Origin of the sequence: Cellulophaga baltica, assembly GCF_018861125.1 — a bacterium.
GTDB lineage: Bacteria > Bacteroidota > Bacteroidia > Flavobacteriales > Flavobacteriaceae > Cellulophaga > Cellulophaga baltica_A.
This window is the reverse complement of sequence record NZ_JAHKQN010000019.1, coordinates 102,217-123,519: the sequence shown is the minus strand read 5'-3', so window position 1 is coordinate 123,519 and position 21,303 is coordinate 102,217. Positions and strand designations below refer to the sequence as shown.

Annotated in this window: 16 protein-coding genes and 1 tRNA gene; 9 read left to right on the top strand and 8 right to left on the bottom strand. The window is 31.7% G+C overall.

Annotation, left to right across the window (positions count from 1 at the left end; all coding sequences use genetic code 11):
• The first annotated feature begins 39 nt into the window (after positions 1–39).
• From KO500_RS09690 to KO500_RS09680, 3 genes are read left to right on the top strand one after another with little or no spacing between them, the layout of a single operon-like run.
• The gene (locus KO500_RS09690) at positions 40–681 is read left to right on the top strand and encodes a DUF4159 domain-containing protein (RefSeq protein ID WP_215956343.1); all 642 of its coding nucleotides are present in this window, start codon (positions 40–42) and stop codon (positions 679–681) included.
• 3 nt (positions 682–684) lie between these two features.
• The gene (locus tag KO500_RS09685; RefSeq protein ID WP_215956342.1) at positions 685–1,785 is read left to right on the top strand and encodes an AI-2E family transporter; all 1,101 of its coding nucleotides are present in this window, start codon (positions 685–687) and stop codon (positions 1,783–1,785) included.
• A 7-nt stretch (positions 1,786–1,792) separates the two neighbouring features.
• Positions 1,793–2,971: a class I SAM-dependent methyltransferase gene (locus KO500_RS09680; protein WP_215956341.1), complete on the top strand. Its 1,179-nt coding sequence runs from the start codon at positions 1,793–1,795 to the stop codon at positions 2,969–2,971.
• On the opposite strand, the gene KO500_RS09675 is transcribed toward KO500_RS09680, so the two are convergent.
• The 3 genes from KO500_RS09675 to KO500_RS09665 form a co-directional block, all read right to left on the bottom strand.
• A complete protein-coding gene (locus KO500_RS09675; protein WP_215956340.1) occupies positions 2,968–3,897 on the bottom strand; it encodes an alpha/beta hydrolase in 930 nt (309 codons plus the stop codon). The genes KO500_RS09680 and KO500_RS09675 overlap by 4 nt on opposite strands.
• A 13-nt stretch (positions 3,898–3,910) precedes the next feature.
• Positions 3,911–4,582 (bottom strand): M15 family metallopeptidase, encoded by a 672-nt coding sequence (locus tag KO500_RS09670; protein WP_215956339.1) that lies wholly within the window; start codon positions 4,580–4,582, stop codon positions 3,911–3,913.
• Between the two features lie 190 nt (positions 4,583–4,772).
• Positions 4,773–5,441, bottom strand: coding sequence for a bifunctional 4-hydroxy-2-oxoglutarate aldolase/2-dehydro-3-deoxy-phosphogluconate aldolase (locus tag KO500_RS09665; protein ID WP_215956338.1), 669 nt, complete (start codon positions 5,439–5,441; stop codon positions 4,773–4,775).
• A gap of 252 nt (positions 5,442–5,693) precedes the next feature.
• On the opposite strand from KO500_RS09665, the gene msrB reads away from it, so the two are divergent.
• Both msrB and msrA read left to right on the top strand, forming a co-directional pair.
• Complete coding sequence (gene msrB / locus KO500_RS09660; RefSeq protein ID WP_215956337.1) at positions 5,694–6,140, top strand: peptide-methionine (R)-S-oxide reductase MsrB; 447 nt, start codon at positions 5,694–5,696, stop codon at positions 6,138–6,140.
• Positions 6,141–6,680 (top strand): peptide-methionine (S)-S-oxide reductase MsrA, encoded by a 540-nt coding sequence (gene msrA / locus KO500_RS09655; protein ID WP_215956336.1) that lies wholly within the window; start codon positions 6,141–6,143, stop codon positions 6,678–6,680.
• A gap of 54 nt (positions 6,681–6,734) precedes the next feature.
• Here msrA and KO500_RS09650 read toward each other — a convergent pair whose 3' ends face one another.
• Both KO500_RS09650 and KO500_RS09645 read right to left on the bottom strand, forming a co-directional pair.
• A complete protein-coding gene (locus KO500_RS09650) occupies positions 6,735–8,687 on the bottom strand; it encodes a heavy metal translocating P-type ATPase (protein WP_215956335.1) in 1,953 nt (650 codons plus the stop codon).
• Between the two features lie 41 nt (positions 8,688–8,728).
• Positions 8,729–9,142: a Fur family transcriptional regulator gene (locus KO500_RS09645; RefSeq protein WP_215956334.1), complete on the bottom strand. Its 414-nt coding sequence runs from the start codon at positions 9,140–9,142 to the stop codon at positions 8,729–8,731.
• Positions 9,143–9,281: 139 nt separating this feature from the next.
• Here KO500_RS09645 and KO500_RS09640 point away from each other — a divergent pair, with 139 nt between their 5' ends.
• Positions 9,282–9,695 (top strand): DoxX family protein, encoded by a 414-nt coding sequence (locus tag KO500_RS09640; protein WP_215956333.1) that lies wholly within the window; start codon positions 9,282–9,284, stop codon positions 9,693–9,695.
• 54 nt (positions 9,696–9,749) lie between these two features.
• On the opposite strand, the gene KO500_RS09635 is transcribed toward KO500_RS09640, so the two are convergent.
• The 3 genes from KO500_RS09635 to KO500_RS09625 form a co-directional block, all read right to left on the bottom strand.
• A complete protein-coding gene (locus KO500_RS09635) occupies positions 9,750–15,710 on the bottom strand; it encodes an endonuclease (protein WP_215956332.1) in 5,961 nt (1,986 codons plus the stop codon).
• Positions 15,711–16,057: 347 nt separating this feature from the next.
• Positions 16,058–16,131: transfer RNA gene (locus KO500_RS09630), tRNA-Arg, on the bottom strand.
• Between the two features lie 176 nt (positions 16,132–16,307).
• A complete protein-coding gene (locus KO500_RS09625; RefSeq protein WP_215956331.1) occupies positions 16,308–17,774 on the bottom strand; it encodes a sodium:solute symporter in 1,467 nt (488 codons plus the stop codon).
• A gap of 158 nt (positions 17,775–17,932) precedes the next feature.
• Here KO500_RS09625 and KO500_RS09620 point away from each other — a divergent pair, with 158 nt between their 5' ends.
• From KO500_RS09620 to KO500_RS09610, 3 genes are all read left to right on the top strand, one after another.
• The gene (locus KO500_RS09620; RefSeq protein ID WP_215956330.1) at positions 17,933–18,334 is read left to right on the top strand and encodes a response regulator; all 402 of its coding nucleotides are present in this window, start codon (positions 17,933–17,935) and stop codon (positions 18,332–18,334) included.
• A gap of 78 nt (positions 18,335–18,412) precedes the next feature.
• Positions 18,413–18,955: a heme NO-binding domain-containing protein gene (locus KO500_RS09615; protein ID WP_215956329.1), complete on the top strand. Its 543-nt coding sequence runs from the start codon at positions 18,413–18,415 to the stop codon at positions 18,953–18,955.
• Complete coding sequence (locus KO500_RS09610) at positions 18,948–21,302, top strand: PAS domain-containing sensor histidine kinase (RefSeq protein WP_215956328.1); 2,355 nt, start codon at positions 18,948–18,950, stop codon at positions 21,300–21,302. Before KO500_RS09615 ends, KO500_RS09610 begins: the two co-directional genes overlap by 8 nt.
• Position 21,303: the final 1 nt, after the last annotated feature.

Here is a 21,303-nt window from a genome sequence, read left to right as displayed (position 1 = left end):
ATATTTTAAATTTGAAACTATAGAAAAGGTCGATTTCACATGAAAGTACTTACCACTTTATTACTTTTTATTACTTTTTTAACAGCTAATGCTCAAGATATTGCCATATTAAAGTATAATGGCGGTGGTGATTGGTATGCAAACCCAACTGCAATTCCTAATCTAATTCGGTTTTGCAATAACAATATTAACACTAAACTAAATGATAAAACCGAAACAGTAGAACCAAATAGTGATGACATTTTTCAATACCCATTTATTCATATGACGGGGCACGGAAATGTGTTTTTTTCTGATGAAGATACTAAAAACCTCAAAACTTATCTCTTAGCAGGTGGCTTTTTACATATTGATGATAATTACGGAATGAAACCTTATTTAGAAAAAGAACTTACTAAAATTTTTCCTGATAAAGAACTTACAGAGCTTCCTGCTGATCATCCAATTTTTAATCAAGCATTTACTTTTACAGATGGTTTACCTAAAATACACGAACACGATGGCAAAAGACCACAAGCATTTGGCATTTTTGAAGAAAATAGACTAGTATTGCTATTTACTTTTGAAAGTGATTTAGGTGACGGATGGGAAGACCCAACTGTACACAATGACCCTGAAGAAGTGAGACAAAAAGCATTACAAATGGGCGCCAACATCATACAGTATGTTTTTAAACACTAGAAAATGACATCAAAAACAATATCAAACGGTATTTTAAGAGCTTTAGGAATTATTACAGCCATAGTCCTAATACTTCTCTTCTTATACAAAATACAGTCTGTTTTAGCCTATTTATGCATTGCTGCTGTTTTTGCCTTATTAGGCAGACCCATTGTTTTTTTTCTGAGGAAAAAACTCAAGGTTCCAAACACCGTAGCGGTAATTATAACTATGTTATTAATGGTCGGAGTTTTTGCAGGAATCATTGCTTTATTTGTGCCATTAATTACAGAGCAAGGTAAAAATTTATCATTGCTTGACATTAATCAACTACAAGAAAACCTTAATACTTTATATCTTGAAGTTACTCAATATTTTAGTTCTTCACCAGATGTTGTGAATGAACTATTAAAAGAATCTAGTCTTGATAAAAATATTTTAGACGGAGTTAATGTTGGTTTTATTCCTAATTTTTTAAACTCTTTTTTAGGAGTTTTAAGTACGGCCAGTATTGGTTTGTTTTCAGTTTTATTTATATCTTTTTTCTTTTTAAAAGATAGTAATTTATTGCAAAATGGAGTTTTAATGTTTGTGCCAAAAGGAAAAGAATCAAACATGACTAACTCAATTGAAAAAATTAATAATCTACTTTCAAGGTATTTTGTAGGCCTACTTTTACAACTGTTTATTCTATTTGTAATATACACTATCACACTGCTAATTGTAGGGATAGAAAACGCCATTGTAATTGCCTTTCTATGTGCCTTGTTTAATGTGATTCCATACATTGGCCCAATCATTGGAGCTGTGCTTATGATTATACTTACAATGACCACCAATTTAGGTGCAGATTTCAGCACTATTATTTTACCAAAAGCAGGCTATGTTTTAATTGGTTTAGCTATCGGACAATTGATTGATAATTTTTTCTCTCAGCCATTTATTTTTTCGAATAGCGTAAAGTCTCATCCGCTTGAAATATTCTTAATTATTATCATAGCAGGTCTTCTTTTCGGTATTGTAGGTATGATAGTCGCTGTACCAGGTTACACTGCAATAAAAGTGATTTTAAAAGAGTTTTTATCTGAAAATTCATTTGTAAAACAACTGACTAATAATTTATAGTATTACTTTGAATAAAAATATATTAAAAACTGGTGTTCAATATTTTATATCAAAAAAATGGAATACTGACATAATGTCAATACTGCTTAAAAAACCAATTTTTGATGGGGTATCTCAAAAGGAGTTAGTTGAACAACTTGAAGCTAAAAAAAAGTGCCATACCAAATTACCAACTTGGTTTAACACTGCAAATATTTACTACCCTAATAAACTAAACATTGAACAGACTTCATCTGAAATTACTGCGACCTACAAAGCTAATTTAGTTAACGGAAAATCATTAATTGACCTTACCGGAGGATTTGGAATTGATAGCTATTTTTTTAGTAAAAAATGCGATCAAATTCACCATTGTGAAATAGACAAAAATCTATCTGAAATAGGTGCTTATAATTATGAAATTTTAGGTGTTAATAATACCACATTTAATTCAGAAAATGGACTTGATTTTTTACAAAAAAATAATCAGAAATTTGACTGGATCTACATTGATCCTTCAAGAAGAAATGACGCAAAAGAAAAGGTGTTTTTTATGGCTGATTGCTTGCCAAATGTTCCTGATAATTTAGACTTCCTTTTTTCAAAATCGAATAACTTATTAATTAAGACATCTCCGCTTTTAGATTTTTCTGTTGGAATAAAAGAATTTGAAAATGTAAAAGAAATTCATGTGGTTGCACTCCAAAATGATGTTAAAGAATTACTATGGATTTTAGAGAAAAATTACACTGATGCTATCACCATTAAAACCATAAATTTTGCAAAAACAGGCAAACAGATATTTAAATTTAATTTAGACAAAGAGAAAAAGGTTGTTAATAAGTTCTCTGATCCACTTTCTTACATCTACGAACCCAATAGCGCAATATTAAAATCAGGAGCCTTTAAAACTATTGGGAATAGCTTTGAACTTAAAAAACTACATGAGCATAGTCATTTATACACTTCCGAAAAACTAATTAATTTTCCGGGTCGTAGATTTAAAATTTTAAATACGATACCTTATTCTAAGAAAGAAATTAAAAAACTTAAAATATCCAAAGCAAACATCACTACCCGAAACTTTGCAGACAGTGTTGCAACAATTAGAAAAAAGTATAAAATAAAAGATGGAGGCAATCAGTATTTGTTTTTTACAACAAATAGCGAAAACAATTATATTGTTTTAGATTGTGAAAAAATCTAATCTTTATAATTTAAATTATCAATCCACCTATTTAATTGCTCTGGCCAATGCTTTAAAATCGCATTAGAGTTTGCTAATGAAAAACCATGACCACCACTTGGATATACATGCATTTCAACAGGAATCTTATTCTCTCGTAAAGCTAAATAAAATAACAAGCTATTTTCAACAACTACCACATTATCATCTGTTGCATGAACCAAAAATGTTGGCGGTGAATCAATTTGCACTTGCAACTCATTAGAATAATAATTTCTTAATTCATCAGTAGGTTTTTCACCTAGTAATGCTTTCTTAGAACCATTATGCGTAATATTATCTTGCATTGAAATTACAGGATAAATTAAAGCCATAAAATCTGGTCGCGCAGTTAAATCATCTATCTCATCTTGAGGCTCATAAGCAACTTCATTAAAATGAGTACCTAATGTGGATGCTAAATGCCCACCTGCTGAAAAGCCAATCACTCCTACTTCATCTGGTATTATATTCCAATTTTCAGCATTAGCTCTTACCATTCTCATAGCACGTTGCGCATCTTGTAATGGTACTTTATAATTCTCAGTTAATGATTTTGAATTAGGCAACCTATATTTCACTACAATACCAGCAATTCCTTTTGAATTTAAAAATTTAGCAATATCAGTACCTTCCCAGTCGTAAGCTAAGTGATGGTAACCTCCACCCGGAAAAATAAGCATTGCTTTACCTGTAGCACTACCTTTTGATGGCAAATAGACTTCTAATAATGGATTTTGAACGAACGAATAAGATACCCTCCTATCATTCTCTTTGCGTATCTCTTTTTCGTCTGAAGCAGTATAATTAGGAATTTTATTAGTCCATAATGAAACAATGGTATCTTGAGCTTTTACAGATAAACCGTATAAAGAAATAATCAAAATATTTAAAATAACTTTTTTCATTACAAATACGTTTTTAGTTGCAGTCCCATTTAAAATTAGCAATCTTAGCATTACTTCCTGCAGATAAATTATAATGCCACCATTCCGTTCTAATAGACCAAAAACCGTAAGCTTCCATAGTCTCTTTTAGCAGTTTTCTATTCGCTAAAATGTTTTCAGGCAAATCAAAATTATCGTGATATGCTTTTTTTCCGAAGAAATCAAAATCGGTACCCATATCTAATTCTTTTCCATCAAGAGCAACCAAAGTAATATCAACAGCTCCACCTTTATTGTGGATTGAGCCTTTTTTAGGGTTTGCTACGTATTGCGGATTTGGAACTATAGCCCACATTTTATATTGCACATCATTTGGTCTATAACAATCAAAAAACTTGATTTTTACACCGTTTTTCATAAAATCAGCATTTGCTTTCAACAACGCCTTTGCTGTTTTTACACGAGTATAACATTCTGCACAATCGTAAACTTGTTTTTTTAAAAAATTATTATTGGTTGCATAACGCATGTCATAAGCAAAATCATGACTATAGTCTGCCAAACGAACAAAAGTAGTATCTGCTAAACCATCTAAGGATTTTAAAGTTTCTTGTTTCTCTTCTGTAATCGAAACTATAGTGTCAATGGTTATAAGTTCTGTTATACTATCTTTAATTTCAGTTTTACTTATAACTGACTTTTTCATTTCTTGTTTACAGCTAAAAAACACTAATACTCCTAAAAAATATAACTTACGCACAACTTAATTTATTAACCAATTATTAATTTCTTGTAAAATACTAGATAGTTTTAAAACCACATAAAAAATTCTATAAAAAAAAGCCTCACCAAATACATAGTGAGGCTTTTAAAACCTTAAGTTAAATATAAATATGTTATTTACGTAATGTCTTAATTAACGATAAAGTATCTCTAACTGTTTTTTCAAGACCAGCATAATCTTTATTAGCTAAAACGTCTTTACTAATTAATTTAGAACCCATACCAACACAAGTAACACCTGCATCAAACCAACCTTTTAAGTTAGTTTCGTCAGTACTCACACCACCTGTAGGCATAATACTTGTCCAAGGCTGAGGGCCTTTGATACCTTTTACAAATCCTGGACCATATAAATCACCAGGGAAAAGTTTAACGATTTCACAACCTAATTCTTCAGCTGCATTAATTTCAGTTAAAGAACCACAACCAGGAGACCATAATACTTTTCTTCTATTACAAACTTTAGCAATATCTACTCTTAATGAAGGAGTAACAATAAAGTTAGCACCCATTTGCATGAACATAGAAGCTGCTGCTGCATCAGTTATAGAACCAACTCCTAAAATCATCCCAGGAAGTTCTTTAATTGCATATTTATTTAATTCAGAAAACACTTCAAAAGCAAAATCTCCACGAGCAGTAAACTCCATTAAACGAGCTCCTCCATCGTAAACTGCTTTTAATATTTTTTTCCCTAATTCAATATCAGGATGATAAAATAAAGGAACCATACCGTTTTCCTTCATTACGTTTGCCACTTCAATTCTTGAATATTGCGCCATTATAATTTTGTTAGTTTATTAGTGTTTTGCCTATTTTTTACAAATAGCATTTTAAATTGACGCCTAAAATACAAATTCTGTCATTTATTTACTATCTCAAACGTTATAGATGTAATATTTTAATTAAAAACTAACATTTTAACAAGCAGGCGTTTTAAAAATTAAAGCTATTTTCAATAGCTTTAACAGCTGTAAGAAAAGAGGTTGTTTTACGACTAATAAAAACCATTAATTTTTAAACTGAAAGATACAATGTTGACTTGGAAAAGTATTATTAGTTTTACTGCCAAAGGAAACTCTACTCCTGACAAAAGAGTTGAAAAATCTGAACAGGAATGGCGAACTTTATTAACAGAAGAACAATATAAAATTACACGTAAAAAAGGTACTGAGCCTGCACACAGTGGTGCATTATGTAGCACTCATAAAGTTGGAAAATACAATTGTATTTGCTGTAATGCTCCACTTTTTGACTCTACAATAAAATTCGAATCACAATCGGGCTGGCCTAGTTTTACGCAACCTATAAAAGAGAATGCAATTAAATATATTAAAGATGTATCATTTGGTATGATACGTGTTGAAGTGTTATGCAATATTTGTGATGCCCATTTAGGACATGTTTTTCCTGATGGACCAGAACCTACAGGCTTGCGATATTGCGTAAATTCTGAAGCAATAACATTAGAAAACTTATAAATGAAAGATAATAATTTAGAAGAAATGACTGTTGGAGGCGGATGCTTTTGGTGTGTTGAAGCAGTTATTAAAGAAGTAAAAGGCGTAGAAAAAATAATTTCTGGATATACTGGTGGTACAGCTCCGGGAAAACCAACATACAAAGAAGTGTGTTCTGGTTTAACTGGTCATGCAGAAGTTATTCAAATAACTTTTGATAGTAGTATTATTAGTTATGAAGATTTGCTAGTGATTTTTATGACAAGCCACGACCCTACCACTTTAAACAGACAGGGTGCAGATGTTGGTACGCAATACCGTTCCGCTATTTATTATCACAATGAAGCTCAAAAAGAGTTAGCCAAAAAAGCTTTAGAAAAAGTTACCCCGTATTATGATGAACCAATTGTAACCGAGTTAACTAAACTTGGTGTTTTTTATGAAGCTGAAGATTACCATCAAGATTACTATGCCAATAACCCAGAAAATGGATACTGCAATGCAGTAATAACTCCTAAACTAACAAAACTTAGAAAGTTATACGGTGATCGATTAAAGTAATCACGCAAAAGTCACAAAAAAAAGAGGATGCAAATTGCATCCTCTTTTTTGAATTTAATTCCATGATTTGTTTTGCAAACGTACCGCATTTAATATTGCTAAAAGCGCAACACCAACATCTGCAAAAACAGCTCCCCACATACTTGCTAACCCAAACAAACCTAATAAAAGTATTATAAATTTTACACCAAAAGCTAAAGCTATATTCTGCCAAACTATTTGCCGTGTAGATTTACCTATTTTTATTGCCGTTGCTATTTTTGAAGGCTGATCTGTTTGAATAATTACATCTGCAGTTTCTATAGCGACATCACTACCTAAACCACCCATTGCAATACCAACATCACTAGTTGCTAATACTGGTGCATCATTAATTCCGTCACCAATAAAGGCTACTTTATGTGATTTGCTTTTTAAAAGCTCAACCTCATTTAATTTATCTTCAGGCATCAAACTACCTTTTGCCTTGTCTAGTTTTAATTCTTTTGCTACTTTTTGAGTAATTACATCTTTATCACCTGACAACATAACAACATTTAATACTCCTACTTCTTTAATTTTCTGTACAGCAATTTTAGCATCATCTTTTAATTCATCAGCAATACTAACATAGCCTAAAAATGTATTATCAATTGCAATAACAACTAAAGTATCAACAATGTTTTCAAGCTCTATAGGAACCGTGACCCCATTTAAATCCATTAAAGCTTTATTTCCTACTAATACAGATTTATGATTTACAATTCCCGACAAACCTTTACCTTGTATTTCTGTTACATTAGTAGCTTGAAAAATTTCACCTTCAATCTTATATTTCAGTAATGCTTTTGCTATTGGGTGCGTAGATTTTGACTCAATGGCTAGTAAGTATTGCATCAATTCATTCTCAGATACACCAACAACCTTAATTTCTGTGATTTTAAAAACACCTTTAGTAACCGTTCCTGTTTTATCCATTACCACAGTATCAATTTTAGTAATCGTATCTAAAAACGAAGCTCCTTTGAATAAAATACCATTTCGAGACGCTGCACCTAACCCTCCGAAATACCCTAAAGGAATAGAAATAACCAAAGCACAAGGACACGAGATTACTAGAAATATTAACGCCCTGTACAACCAATCGCTAAACACATAATCAGTCACAAAAAAATAAGGTAAAAAAGTAACAGCAATTGCTAAAAAGGTAACTATCGGCGTATATACTCTTGCAAATTTTCTAATAAATAATTCTGTTTTTGATTTTCGAGCGGTAGCATTTTGAACCAAATCTAAAACACGAGCAATAGAACTATCTTTAAACACTTTAGCAGTTTTAATTTCAATAACTGCTTCTAAATTAATACTACCCGCAAAAACATTCTGATTTATATTTGCACTTTTAGGTTTACTTTCTCCTGTAATAGCAGCTGTGTTTAAAGACGCTTTATCTGATAACAGAATACCATCTAAAGGAACTTTTTCACCTACTAATACCTGTATTTTTTCACCAATGCTAACTGATTCTGGAGCCACGGAAATATACTTGTTATTTCTAAAAACAGATGCTGTTTTTGGCCGAACATCTAATAGGGCTTTAATATTTCCTCTAGCTTTTTGAACTGCAGCATGTTGAAATAATTCCCCTACTGAATAAAAAACCATTACCGCTATACCTTCAGGATATTCTCCTAAAGCGAATGCTCCAATTGTCGCTATAGACATCAGTAAAAATTCAGTAAAAAAATCACCTTTTTGAATACTTTTCAATCCCGCCTTTAAAACTGGCAAACCAACCGGAAAATATGCAATTCCGTACCATACTAACCGAACCCATCCTTTAAAAATTGAAATTGCTTCCGTATAATCTAAAGTAAGACCAACCACAAGCATTACAAAACTTATAATTGCCGGTAAATAAATTTTAAAATTTGAAGTAGCTTCTTCTTGACTATGACCGTGATCATGACCACAACAACTAGATTCATTAGTACCGCAATTTTTATTTACATCATCTTTCTCAATCATATTACAAAGTTGAGAAATAAGTTTATGCAACGGTAGTGCATTTAGTCATTACATTTATCACAAATGCCTTTTACAACAAGATTAACATCTTCTGCAGTAAAATTATCAGGTAAGTTCATAGGTTGAATCTTATGATCTGTAAGACAAGTGGTTTCATTACACTTAGTACAATGAAAATGCAAATGCAAGTCTTGCTCAACATCGCAATTACAACCTGCTTCACATAAGGCATATTTTGTAGTTCCTGTGCCGTCATCAATTTGATGCACAACACCTTTTTCTTCAAAGGTTTTTAGTGTTCTATACAAAGTTGTTCTTTCTGCTTTATCAAAAGCATGTTCAATAGCAGTTAAGCCAACTGCAATTTCTTTAGTGTCTAAAAATTGATATACCAAAATACGCATAGCTGTTGGCCGTATATTTTTTTGTTCAAGAAATTGCTCAATAGCAGTCATTAAAATAGTTATTTAGAATTAGCTACATCTATAGATTAAAGTTACTCATCTACAGCAAATAATCCTATAACTAATCGTCGATAATTGTTTTCATTGTTGTTTTTATCTTTAAAGAAGTAATCTTCTAAAATCCCAAATTATGAAAAATTATAAATTATACTATTTGATTTCTCTAGCACTATTTTCTATTGCTATTATAAGTGCTGTTATAAACTCTTATGTTAATTACAATATAGTCGCATCTAAGTTTATAAGTCTTGGTTACCCTGCTTACTTAATTGAGGTATTAGGTGTAGCACAAATTTTAGGATTGGTTATTATTTTTACCAGAAGAAGTAAATGGATGGTAGAATGGGCTTATTCTGGATTCTTTACCAATTTAATTTTAGGAATAATAGCACACTTATTAGTAAAGGATGGTAACGGCGCTATGGCTGTTTTTTGTTTAACATTATTATTAGTTAATTACATACTTTACAAAAGGAAAAATGTAGAGCATAAAAAATATATAAAAAAAGTAAAAGAGAAAGTCCAACTTAGAAAAGTTGTTTAATAAAAAAACCGCCAATTAATTGGCGGTTTTGATTTATATAAAACAATATGCTTCTTATTTATTCATAAGTGTTTGCGTGCTTTTCAAATCACCATCAACATAAATTTTCAAGTAATAATATCCTCTACTTAAGTACCATAATGGTAATACTGTTTTATTTTCTCCTGTAGATAAAGTCTTATTAGATTTATAAACAATTCTACCGTAACCGTTATATATTACAAATGTTGCTTTTGATCTTTCTGAAGCTTCTATTTTAGCCACTACATAAGATGAAAATGGATTAGGATATACATCTGAAACAATTAATTCTCCAGAGCCAGAACCATCATCAGTACAAGAACCTACAGTATAACCGTATCTTTCATAATACTTCACTAAATATTCCCATACACAAACAGAACGACCTTTATAGCACATTGCTATTTTGGTATATCTACCTTTAGTTTCACAAACTACATTTTCAACCTCAACAACAATATCAGATTCAATATAACACCCATTAGCATCAGTTACCGTTACTGTATACGTAGTAGTTTCTTCTGGGCAAGCTGAAATCTCCTCAGTAGTTTCCCCTGTACTCCAAGCATACGTATAAGGGGCTACACCACCAGTTACACTAGTAACACCAATAGTTGCACAAGACTCATCACCATAACCAGCATACACTTTAGTATCTTCTGATTGTGTAATTTCTATTGCAGTAGTTTCTTCAATAGTAATTTCAGTAGTTAAACTTTCTCCTGATGCATCTGTAACAATTACGCTATATTCACCACCAACTAAATCAGTTGCTGTTGCAGTTAATTGTCCGTCACTCCATTCATAAGAATACGGTGAAACACCACCAGACACACTTACAGTTGCAGTAGCATCTTCACCATCACAATTTGTAGCTGTAGCCGTAATTTCATTTATTTTAAACTCTTCTAACAGAAAACGTGCAAATACCGGAAAGTGATCTGAAGCTGTAGTTGAAAAATCTGCATCATAAAACTCATACCCTACACTTACAGTTTCTTCAATATAATAAGGACTAACTTCTTCTGACACCATAATATGGTCAATCATATTCTCACTAAACACATAAGAACGGTAATTATTATCACTTAAAACACTCGTAAGAATGTTGTAATTAGTTGGATCATTTACATAAGCCTCAAAAGTACTTACTGCAGAAGAAACATCACTAGCCACTGTAAAATCAACATCATCATTATAGTCCCCCATAACAATTAAGTTTCTTGAACCGTATTGTACATCTAGAGTATCTTTTAAAATCTCAACATCATATTTACGCATATCGTAACGCTCTTGCGTAGTTGTTGAACTGTTTGCTCTTGCATGTAAAGCAACAATATCAAACTGTTTAGTTACACCCTCAATAGTAACATCAGCAGTCATTAAAAATGGTAAACGACCACTAGCGTAAAAACGAGTTTTATCTGTTACTGGGTAATCAGCTAAGGCAGACTCATCACCACCGTTATAATATGGATGAATACTTGCCAAAAGAGGTTTTGTTTCTACTACCGAAACTGTAGCTGTATTATATATAAAGCCTAGTTTTTGTTGTGTCCCAGAAGTATCATCAGGATACGAAACAGCATCTGACAATACGTAATCATAACCTTCCATTTCACCCACTAAAGTCGCAAACAACTCTTCATCTGAAATTTCTTCAACAGCATAGATATCAGCATCTAAAGATTGTAAAACTACTTTAACACTATCTTTTTGAACTTGATCAGGATTGTCATAACCCAAAGCCGGAGAATTTGAAGCATCACCAAACCACTCAATATTCCATGCCGCAACATCAAATGTTTTTTCTTTTGAAATGGTAACAGAACTTCCTAATGGAACATACTCACCAGCACAAGCCATATCAGATTTCATACGTGGTAATAATTGATATATTTCGTAAAAACGACCTACAACACCAATAATCTCATCACAAGAATCTGGTTGCCCTAAACCAACTAATGCCTCAACATCAATATCTATACGTAATTCTCCTGTTCCACTAGCATCAGTAATTTCAAAGTTTGAACCTCCGAATATAATATCTCCTGGATTAGGAAAAGAAGGACTTACCACTCTTACCAATTCCGCTGGATGATCACCTAATTCTGCCAATGTAATTGTCTGTACTTCTATTGGAGTTGCTGGCAAACCATTATTTTCAACACTAACAACAGTGCTAATTTGTATTTGATCGCTATATGAACTTCTAGTTCCTGTAAGTGTAATAGAATCGCCTACCATAAAATTTCCCTCTCCATGAACAGTTTGGTCAAATATTGCTATCGCTGCAGTTGCATCTTGAATATAAGCAGAACCTGCAAATTCATCTGCAACTGTTAATACTCCTGAAATAGTTACTAACTCACCATCTTCAGTATTTCTTGCTTCAAGAATAGTTATAGTTCCTGGAGCTATTACTGCCGCTCCATTTTCAGTACCCGGAGAAGGAAAAGCTTGTGTGTATGTAGATGTGTTTCTTAAACCACCTGTACCGTTAGCAATACGTTGCATTGAGTGATTGTCTTTATCACCTTCACCCGCCTCATTAACTTGTGCTTCACCAGAATTCAATAAGACTAATAAACCAGCATCATCGTCATCGTCAGTTCCGTAAACTAAAGCATCAATTAAAGTATCATCTACTAAAATTGCCGTATCATTTGGAAAGCTCGTAGCATCACCTTGATAAAGTGCAATTGCATCTGCTCCATTTTGCAATCCGTTTGTTGTAAAAGCTACTAAATCGACATTTTCAACACTTTCAGAGCCAATTACAAAATAACCATTCTCATCAGTAGCATAACCATCTAAATCTATAGCATCATTATAACTTAAATCATCACTACCATTATATAATACGATTACATAGCCATCTAAAGGTGTATTACCTGTTCCGCCATCGTAAAGTTCTACAAATTCTAATGCATCAGTACTAGTATTATCTACATCAGCCTCATTTATTAAAAGTGTTACAGAATCTGATACCGTATATGTATAAGTGGCAAGAGGAACTGGCAAGCTTGCTGTTGCATTATCTATTTGATCATCTAATGCATCAGCTCCACTGAAAGTCCAATTCTCAATTGCAAAAGCAGTATCAGGAACAGTATTTTCAACTCTATAGGCCCAGCCATCGGTATATTCCCATGCTTGACCAGAACCATCAACATCTATTTCACCAAAAACATCAACTACTACGCCATCCATAAAAAGCTCAACAGCGTCATCACCATTTATTGCCATAGCACCAGAAGTATATGTAGGTTCAAAACCAAAGAAATTTGCAAATTCTACACTTTCTGAAGCTACATATATAAATGTACCCGCTGTAACTGCGACTGCATCAAAAGTGAATTCTTCACCATCAGTACCACCGCCATTATTTGCAGAACCTAATCCATAAACACTTAAATCATCTATATCTTCCGTTACATACAACTCAACACCTTTAGGTACTCCACCTGTAAGTGGACCATCGTATAAGGCAGTAATTAATAAGGCGCTCTCAGAATTGATAGTCACAGTAGTTGTTGTAAACTCAATACCATCTGAACTTTCTGAAATATTACCTGTAGCATCTACTGCTATAACCGTAAAACTATATGCAGTAACAGCTTCTAAATTTTCAATAGTTATTGATGTTTCTGTTGTTGTTGCAACAAGTTCAGTACCATTATATATTTGATATTCAGTAACAGCTACATTATCTGTTGAAGCATCCCATGATAAATCTACACTTGAACCTGTAATATTTGATGTTACAATATTTTCAGGCGTTGTAGGCACTTCGTTATCTTCAACGGTTGTAGTTGATAAATTTTCGGCTCCTGGTGTCGGAGTTGACATAGCATAAGCACTAGTACTTTTTAAGCCTCCTGAACCATTAGGTGATCTTTGCATTGAATTTAAAGTTCCATTACCATCTTCATTTTCATCAACTTGTATTTCTCCTGAATTTAATAAAACTAGCAAACCTTCATCGTCAGCATCACTTGTACCATAAACTAAGGCGTCAATTAAAGTGTCATCAGCAAGCACTGCTGTTCCTGTTGAAAAACTCGTAACATCACCTAAATAAAGAGCAACAGCATCAGCTCCGTTTTGTATTCCGTTTGTTGTAAATTCAATTAAATCAACATTAGCAACACTTTCTGATCCTATTACAAAATAGCCGTTCTCATCTGTCGTATAACCATCTAAATCAATAGCATCATAACTAACATCTGAACTACCATTATACAATACAACCACATAACCATCTAAAGATGTGTTACCAGCACCACCATCAAAAAGCTCTATAAACTCAGATGCATCAGTACTATCTTGATCAGCATCTACTTCATTAATCAAAAGTCCTTCATCAGAACTACCGGCTGCAACAGAAGTACCTTGTAATAAAACATCATCAAAACCAGCATAATCACTACCTCCATTTTGTTTTACATATAAATTTAAAGCTACTGAACTAACCGTATTAGGAACAGATGCTGTAATTTTTTCCCATCCTGAAGTACTATAAGGACTATCTACTGTAATAGTTACTATACCTTGAGAAACTCCGTCATGTAAAATTTCATACGTAATAACATCACCATTTGCCACATCAAAACCATCTACATTTACACTGAATGACAAGGTAACATCTTCAAAAGTTGAAACATCTACACTGTTAAAGGCTAGTGTACCTCCATCAGCTGTACCACAATTACCTTCTAAATCTTGAATACCAAAAAAGTTAATTCCAGAATTTGGTGTTGTTATTGAACCAACACTTGTCACTACATCCCAAATATCAGTACCATCGGCACATGCAACCGGAGACTGTGTATATGCCCAAGTATCTTCAATACTACTTTCATAACCTTGAAAAACAATGTAATCACCTGTTGCAGGAATATCTGTAGCTTCAAGTGTTGTAACTGATTCTTCATTACTATTACCTGAAGTATTGCTTGAAGCATCAATTGCTACAACGTAAAAAGTATATTCTGTATCCGCTATTAAATCAGTAACCGTATAAGTAGTTTCAGTAGAAGATGCTATTTGTGTTCCGTCTTGAAATATTTGATAAGCTATAACACCTACATTATCTGTTGATGCATCCCATGATAAAACTGTTTCAGTATCAGTAGTATTTGCAATTACTAAACTCTCAGGAGCTGTTGGCGCTTCAGTATCAGTAGAAGTAGTCTCAAATCTATTCTCTGCTTGTGGTCCTCCCCAAATTGTTGTAGCAAATGCTGGGTTATCAATAAAAGGATTTCTATTCCCTTGAATACCCTCCAGAAGAATATTTCTATTAATTTCTACTTGAGAAACAGGGTCTTCAGCGTTCCATTCTAAAAATATATCTCGCATATCTGAACTGTACGTAGAGTCACCTAAGCCTACAGTGTTAGGTAAACAACGATCGCCATAGCGCACATACATATACATCATCATACGAGCAACATCGCCTTTCCATTCATCACCAGGATAAAAACCAGAATTAATTGCTTTTGCAACGCCAGAATCATCTATGTAAGGATTGTTACTTCTTGTACTATTAAATTGCACATCAGAAGCACGTAAGTGATGCGCATCAGAACCTGGACCAGATTCTCCTAAATTAGGGTTGCCTAATGATTTTGGATACGTATGTTCACGGTTCCAATCTCCAGTATTCCCACCGTTTGAATCTTTTGATCTACTTCTATCATTTGTTAAGTCTGAATCAGTATCATCATACCCGTATATTAACAAAACGTTATTAGAATTTGTAGGGTCAAGATCAGTTTGCTTTAATGCGTCCCAAACACCAGGAGTATAACTTAACTCCGTAGTATGAGTATTCGTAATTAAAGTTGAAAGGTTCGTTTTTAAATCTTCTCCAGTTGCAGTAATATCAGTTCCATTATAATAATCAGGAACTTGAGCATGCACAAAAGTTAAAACAAGAAAGTTTAAAGCACCTAAAAGCAGGCACTTTTTAAAGTAATTTTTTTTCATATCGTGTTGGTTAATTTTAAACAGTCAAACTTAGCACTTGACTATTGGTTTCTCTAAAATACATTATTAACTATACGTTAAGAAATTATAACTACCCGAAGTATTCTATTATTACTAAATTCTTTATTTAACCTTGTAGATTTTATAGAATAAAAAATATATAGCAATAAAAATATTATTTTAAAAATAAGGTAATTGAAATTAAAAATCGGCTCATTTTATTTTAACAAGAATTGAATTACATAATTCTCTTAAAAAAATCAAATAAGAACAATGCAATAAAAAAAATAAATGTTCTTATACATATAAAACCAAAAAAACCTCTAATTTTCATTAGAGGTTTTTTGTGATGGCAGAAGGATTCGAACCTTCGACCGCCTGCTTAGAAGGCAGGTGCTCTATCCAGCTGAGCTATGCCACCATTTACAAACAAAAATTATTATTCTAGTTTGCGGGTGCAAATATACTATTTTCCATATTTATTTTGCAATATTTTTTTAAGTAAATTATACATTTACCAAAAACAAGATACAAAGTAATAAATATCAAACAGTTATAAAACTAAAAAAAGTACAAACAGTTATTCAAAACATCATTTTAAGCCTCAAAAGTTTTTGTTCTTTTTACAATTAGTAAGCCTAAAACAGTTATACCTGCATTCACAGCAATATTTACAAACCCAAAATTAAACTGAAAATTTTCTAATAAGTACACACTTAAAAAATAAGTTAATAATGGTGAAGAAATACAAATTACAGGAACCCAATTATCTTTAATGCTAATACTTGTAAACATGCCAAACATATACAAACCTAGTAAAGGTCCGTAAGTATACCCTGCCACTTTAAAAATCAACGAAATAACATCACCTTTACTATTAGCAAATAGCATAATAATTGCAAATATCACTACGGAAAAACCAAAAAGCACTCTGTTTTTAATCGTTTGCTTTTCTGCTACTGATTTAGTCTCAATATCTAGAAAATCGTATGTAAATGATGTGGTTAATGCTGTTAAAGATGAATCTACACTAGAAAATGAAGCAGCTATAATTCCTAATAAAAAAAATACACCTGCAAAAACACCTAAATGATTTAATGCTAAATTAGGAAATAAGTTATCGGTTTGAACAAAAGATCCCTTCTCGTTTACATCTAAAGTAACTCCGTTTTTTTGAGCATACATATAAAGTAACACACCCAAACCTAAAAAAAGAAACTGAGTTAAAGCTAGTATAAGACTATAGGTTAACGTGTTTTTTTGAGCATCCCATTGATTTTTACAGGTAAGTGTTTTTTGCATCATATTTTGATCTAAACCAACCATAGCAATTGCTACCAGAATACCTGCAATAAATTGTTTGTAAAAGTTATTGCCAGAACTGCCTTCCCAATTAAAAACTTTAAAGTACTCATGAGATGTAATCTCACTTACGGTATTTGGGAAAGATAAATCCAATTCTGTTGTTATGGTATATATTGTAATTAAAGCGCCTAATAGTAAAAAAGTAGTTTGCATTGTATCCGTCCAAACAATAGTTTTAATACCCGATTTATTGGTGTACAACCATACTAACAATAGTATTATAAGAACTGTTACACAAAAAGGAATTTTCAACTTGTCAAATAATGCATATTGCAAAATTTTAGATGCTAAAAGTAGTCGTAAAGCTGCGCCAAATGACTGAGAAATTAAAAAAAATAATGATCCTGTTTTGTATGATTTTAACCCAAATCTATCTTTTAAAAAACCATAAATTGAAACCAATTTTAACTTAAAATACAATGGAATTAATACAAAAGTGATAAAAATATAACCTACTACATTACCCAAAATAAATTGATAAAAATAGAAGTAATTATTACCCACCATACCTGGTAATGAGACAAATGTAACACCGGATAAACCTGCACCAACCATACCAAATGCCACTAAAAACCATGGTGATTGTCTATCACCTGTAAAATAGGTTTCAACACTCCTATTTCTAGAAGTAAAATAGGAGATAATCATTAAAATTATAAAATAAAGTATTATTATGCCTAAAACTAAGTAAGTGTTCAATATGTGTTATTTAAAAAATATGGTATAATTTACTGTTTTTTAATAGAAATCTATTTAACTTATTCAAAATTCCACTCATCGACACTAATTTGTTATTCAACTACAAATGAATTTATATTCTTTTTTATTAATTCATCTTTGCCGTAAATATTAAAACTATGGATGTATTATTTATCGAAGACGATACAATTGAGACAATGAAATTACAACGTACTGTTTCAAAACTTCAATTAAAGCATAATATCATAGAAGCTAAAAATGGGGAACAAGCATTGGAGGTTTTAAAAAATGCTACTAAATTACCAGATATAATACTTTTAGATTTAAATATGCCACGAATGAGCGGTATTGAATTTTTGAGTATTTTAAAGGCAGATGAAAAATACAAATATCTTCCTACAATCATTCTTACAACATCAGAAAACAGAGCTGATTTGTTAGAATGCTATAGAATTGGAATTGCTGGCTACGTAATAAAACCCTTAAAATATGAAGATTACGAAACTAAATTAAAAACCGTTTTTGAGTATTGGGAAACAAATGAGCTAGTGAAGGCATAGGAAATTTAGCATTTCACAACATTTTTTTTATAAAACGTAATATATTTCCTACTTTGTAAAGAAAAATAAAAAAGTTTTATGAAAGGTGTTGTTTTTACAGAGTTTCTTGAAATGGTTGAATCTAAATTTGGTTTAGAAGTCGTTGACACTATTATAGAAAATTCTAATTTAGCCTCGGAAGGAATTTATACTTCTGTTGGCACCTATGACTTTAATGAAATGATTAGTCTTATTACCAATTTGAGTGATGAGGTAAAAGCCCCTATGGGTGACCTAATTTATACTTTTGGTCTTTACCTGTTCAATGGTTTAGGTACTTCTCACCCTGAAGTAATAGAAAACTATACTAATCCAATTAATCTTTTATACGCAATTGAAGACCATATTCATGTGCATGTAAAAAAACTTTATCCTGACGCAGAACTTCCTACATTTAAAATATTAGACAAAACCGAAACTTCATTATCTATGATATATAGTTCTTCTAGAGGTCTATATAGACTAGCACACGGTTTAATTGAAAAAACATTTGAACATTTTAATGGTGAAGCAACTATTAGCTATGAACTTCTAAAAGAAGACGGGACTGAGGTTAAATTTGATATTGTCCAACATGGATAGTAAAGAAATTACATTATTAAAAAAAGCACTTGCAAGGCAAGTCAAGGCACGTAAGCAAGCCGAAAGAATCTTAGAAGAAAAATCTAAAGAGCTCTACGATGTTACTTTGCATTTAAAAGAAGCAAATAATAAGCTTGAAGAAACATTAACTGAAAAATCAACGCAACTTGATGGTGTCTTTGTTAATCTAATTGACCCTTACGTTGTAATGGATTTAACTGGTAATGTTATAAAAATGAACTCTTCTGCTAAAGAGTTTTTACAGGCTGATAATACTAAAGAAAAATTAAATTTAGGCCGGTTTATTCATAAAAATTATATTGATTATACTCATACTTCATTTAAAGCATTAATTGAAGTTGGTATTGTTAAAAATTATCGGGCCAAATTAGTTATAACAAAAGGTGTTGAAAAATATGTTGAAATTAACGCAAGCTTAATTTATGACAACAACCAAAAACCAATTGGAGCTCAAGGAGTTATAAGAGATATTAATCAAGAAACAGAAATAAAAAAACTTTTAAGTGAACAAAGAAAGCAATTAGATATAATTGTTCAAAATTCCCCATTAGCAATTGTTTTAGTACAAAATCGTGATATTATAAAGGTAAATAACTCTTTTATTCGTTTGTTAGGATATTCTGAGTCTGAATTGAAAAATATTAAAATTGATACCATTGCAAAACCTGAAGACCCAAAACAAAGAGAATCTTTGTTTAATCAATTGGAAAAAGGTGACATTGATAATTTTACAATCACATATAAATACATAAAAAAAGCTGGCGGCCATATTCTTGGTAAAACTGCTATTAGTGCTGTTAGAAACCAAAACGGGAGTATTGATTACAAAGTTGGTTTAATTGAAGATATTACAAAGACAATTGAAGCTGAAAAGCAGTTAGTAGACTCTAAAAACAGATTAACAAAACTTATTGCAAACTTACACACAGGAATTCTTGTTGAAGATGAAAACCGAAAAATTACTCTAACCAATGAAATGTTTCATGATCTTTTTGATGTTAAAATTAATAAAGAGGGGTTAAAGGGTTATGATTGTGTTGTAGCTATAGAAAAGATTAAGCATCTTTTTAAAAATCCCGAAAGAGAAATAAAAAGAATTGAAGAAGTTACTAAAAACAAAAATCTTGTTCTAGCCGATGAAATTGAAATGATTGATGGTAGAATTATTGAACGTGACTATATTCCTATATTCAATAGTAATGTTTATGCTGGCCACTTATGGACTTATAATGATGTTACAATTGCTAGAAATTACAAGATAAACCTAGAATCAGAAAAAGAAAAATACAGCAGTATTATTGCTAACATGAACCTCGGGTTAATTGAAATCGACAATAACCAAATTATTCAATTGGTAAATCAAAGTTTCTGTAAGATATCAGGCTATTCAGAAGAAGAACTTATTGGTAAAAAAGCAACTGATGTAATTCAAGTCATTAATAAAGATTTACTTGAAAACAAAATTGCTAGTAGACGTACAGGAAAATCTGATTCATATGAAATAGATATAAAACATATTGACGGCACTGTGAAACACTGGTTAGTTAGTGCAGCACCTAAACATGATGTTACAGGAAAAGTAATTGGTTCAATTGGCATCCATTTTGATATTACTGAACAAAAAACATTAGAAAATCAAAAAGAAACTTTACTTAAAGAATTAGAACAGAGTAATAAAGGTTTACAAGAATATGCTCATATAGTATCACATGATTTAAAATCGCCATTACGAAGCATTAATGCACTTTGTTCGTGGTTGAATGAAGATTATAAAGATGTTTTAGATGATCCTGGTAAGTATAACTTAAATATGATGCAAGAGAAGGTTGAAGCCATGGACAGTTTAATTGATGGTATTTTAAAATACTCAACTATTAACAGTGAAAATATTGTAAACACATCTGTTGATGTTAATGAAGTAATTAAAGAAATTACTGATATTATATTTATTCCTGATCATGTTGAAATTGTGGTAACTAACAAATTACCAACAATTTGTGCTGACCGAACTAAAATACACCAACTTATTCAAAACTTTTTAAGCAACGCTGTTGTTCATATAGAACGAGAAAAAGGACTTGTAGAAATTGGATGTATCGAAACACCAACGCATTGGGAATTTAGCGTAAAAGATAACGGTGTAGGTATTCCAAAAGAATACCATGAAAAAATATTTAAAATATTTCAATCTGTCGGAAATAAAGAACGCTCAACGGGTATAGGCTTATCAATTGTAAAAAAAATCATTGACTTATACGAAGGTAAAGTTTGGTTAGAAAGTGAGATTGGTGTAGGAACTACTTTTTTCTTTTCATTAAAAAAATAAT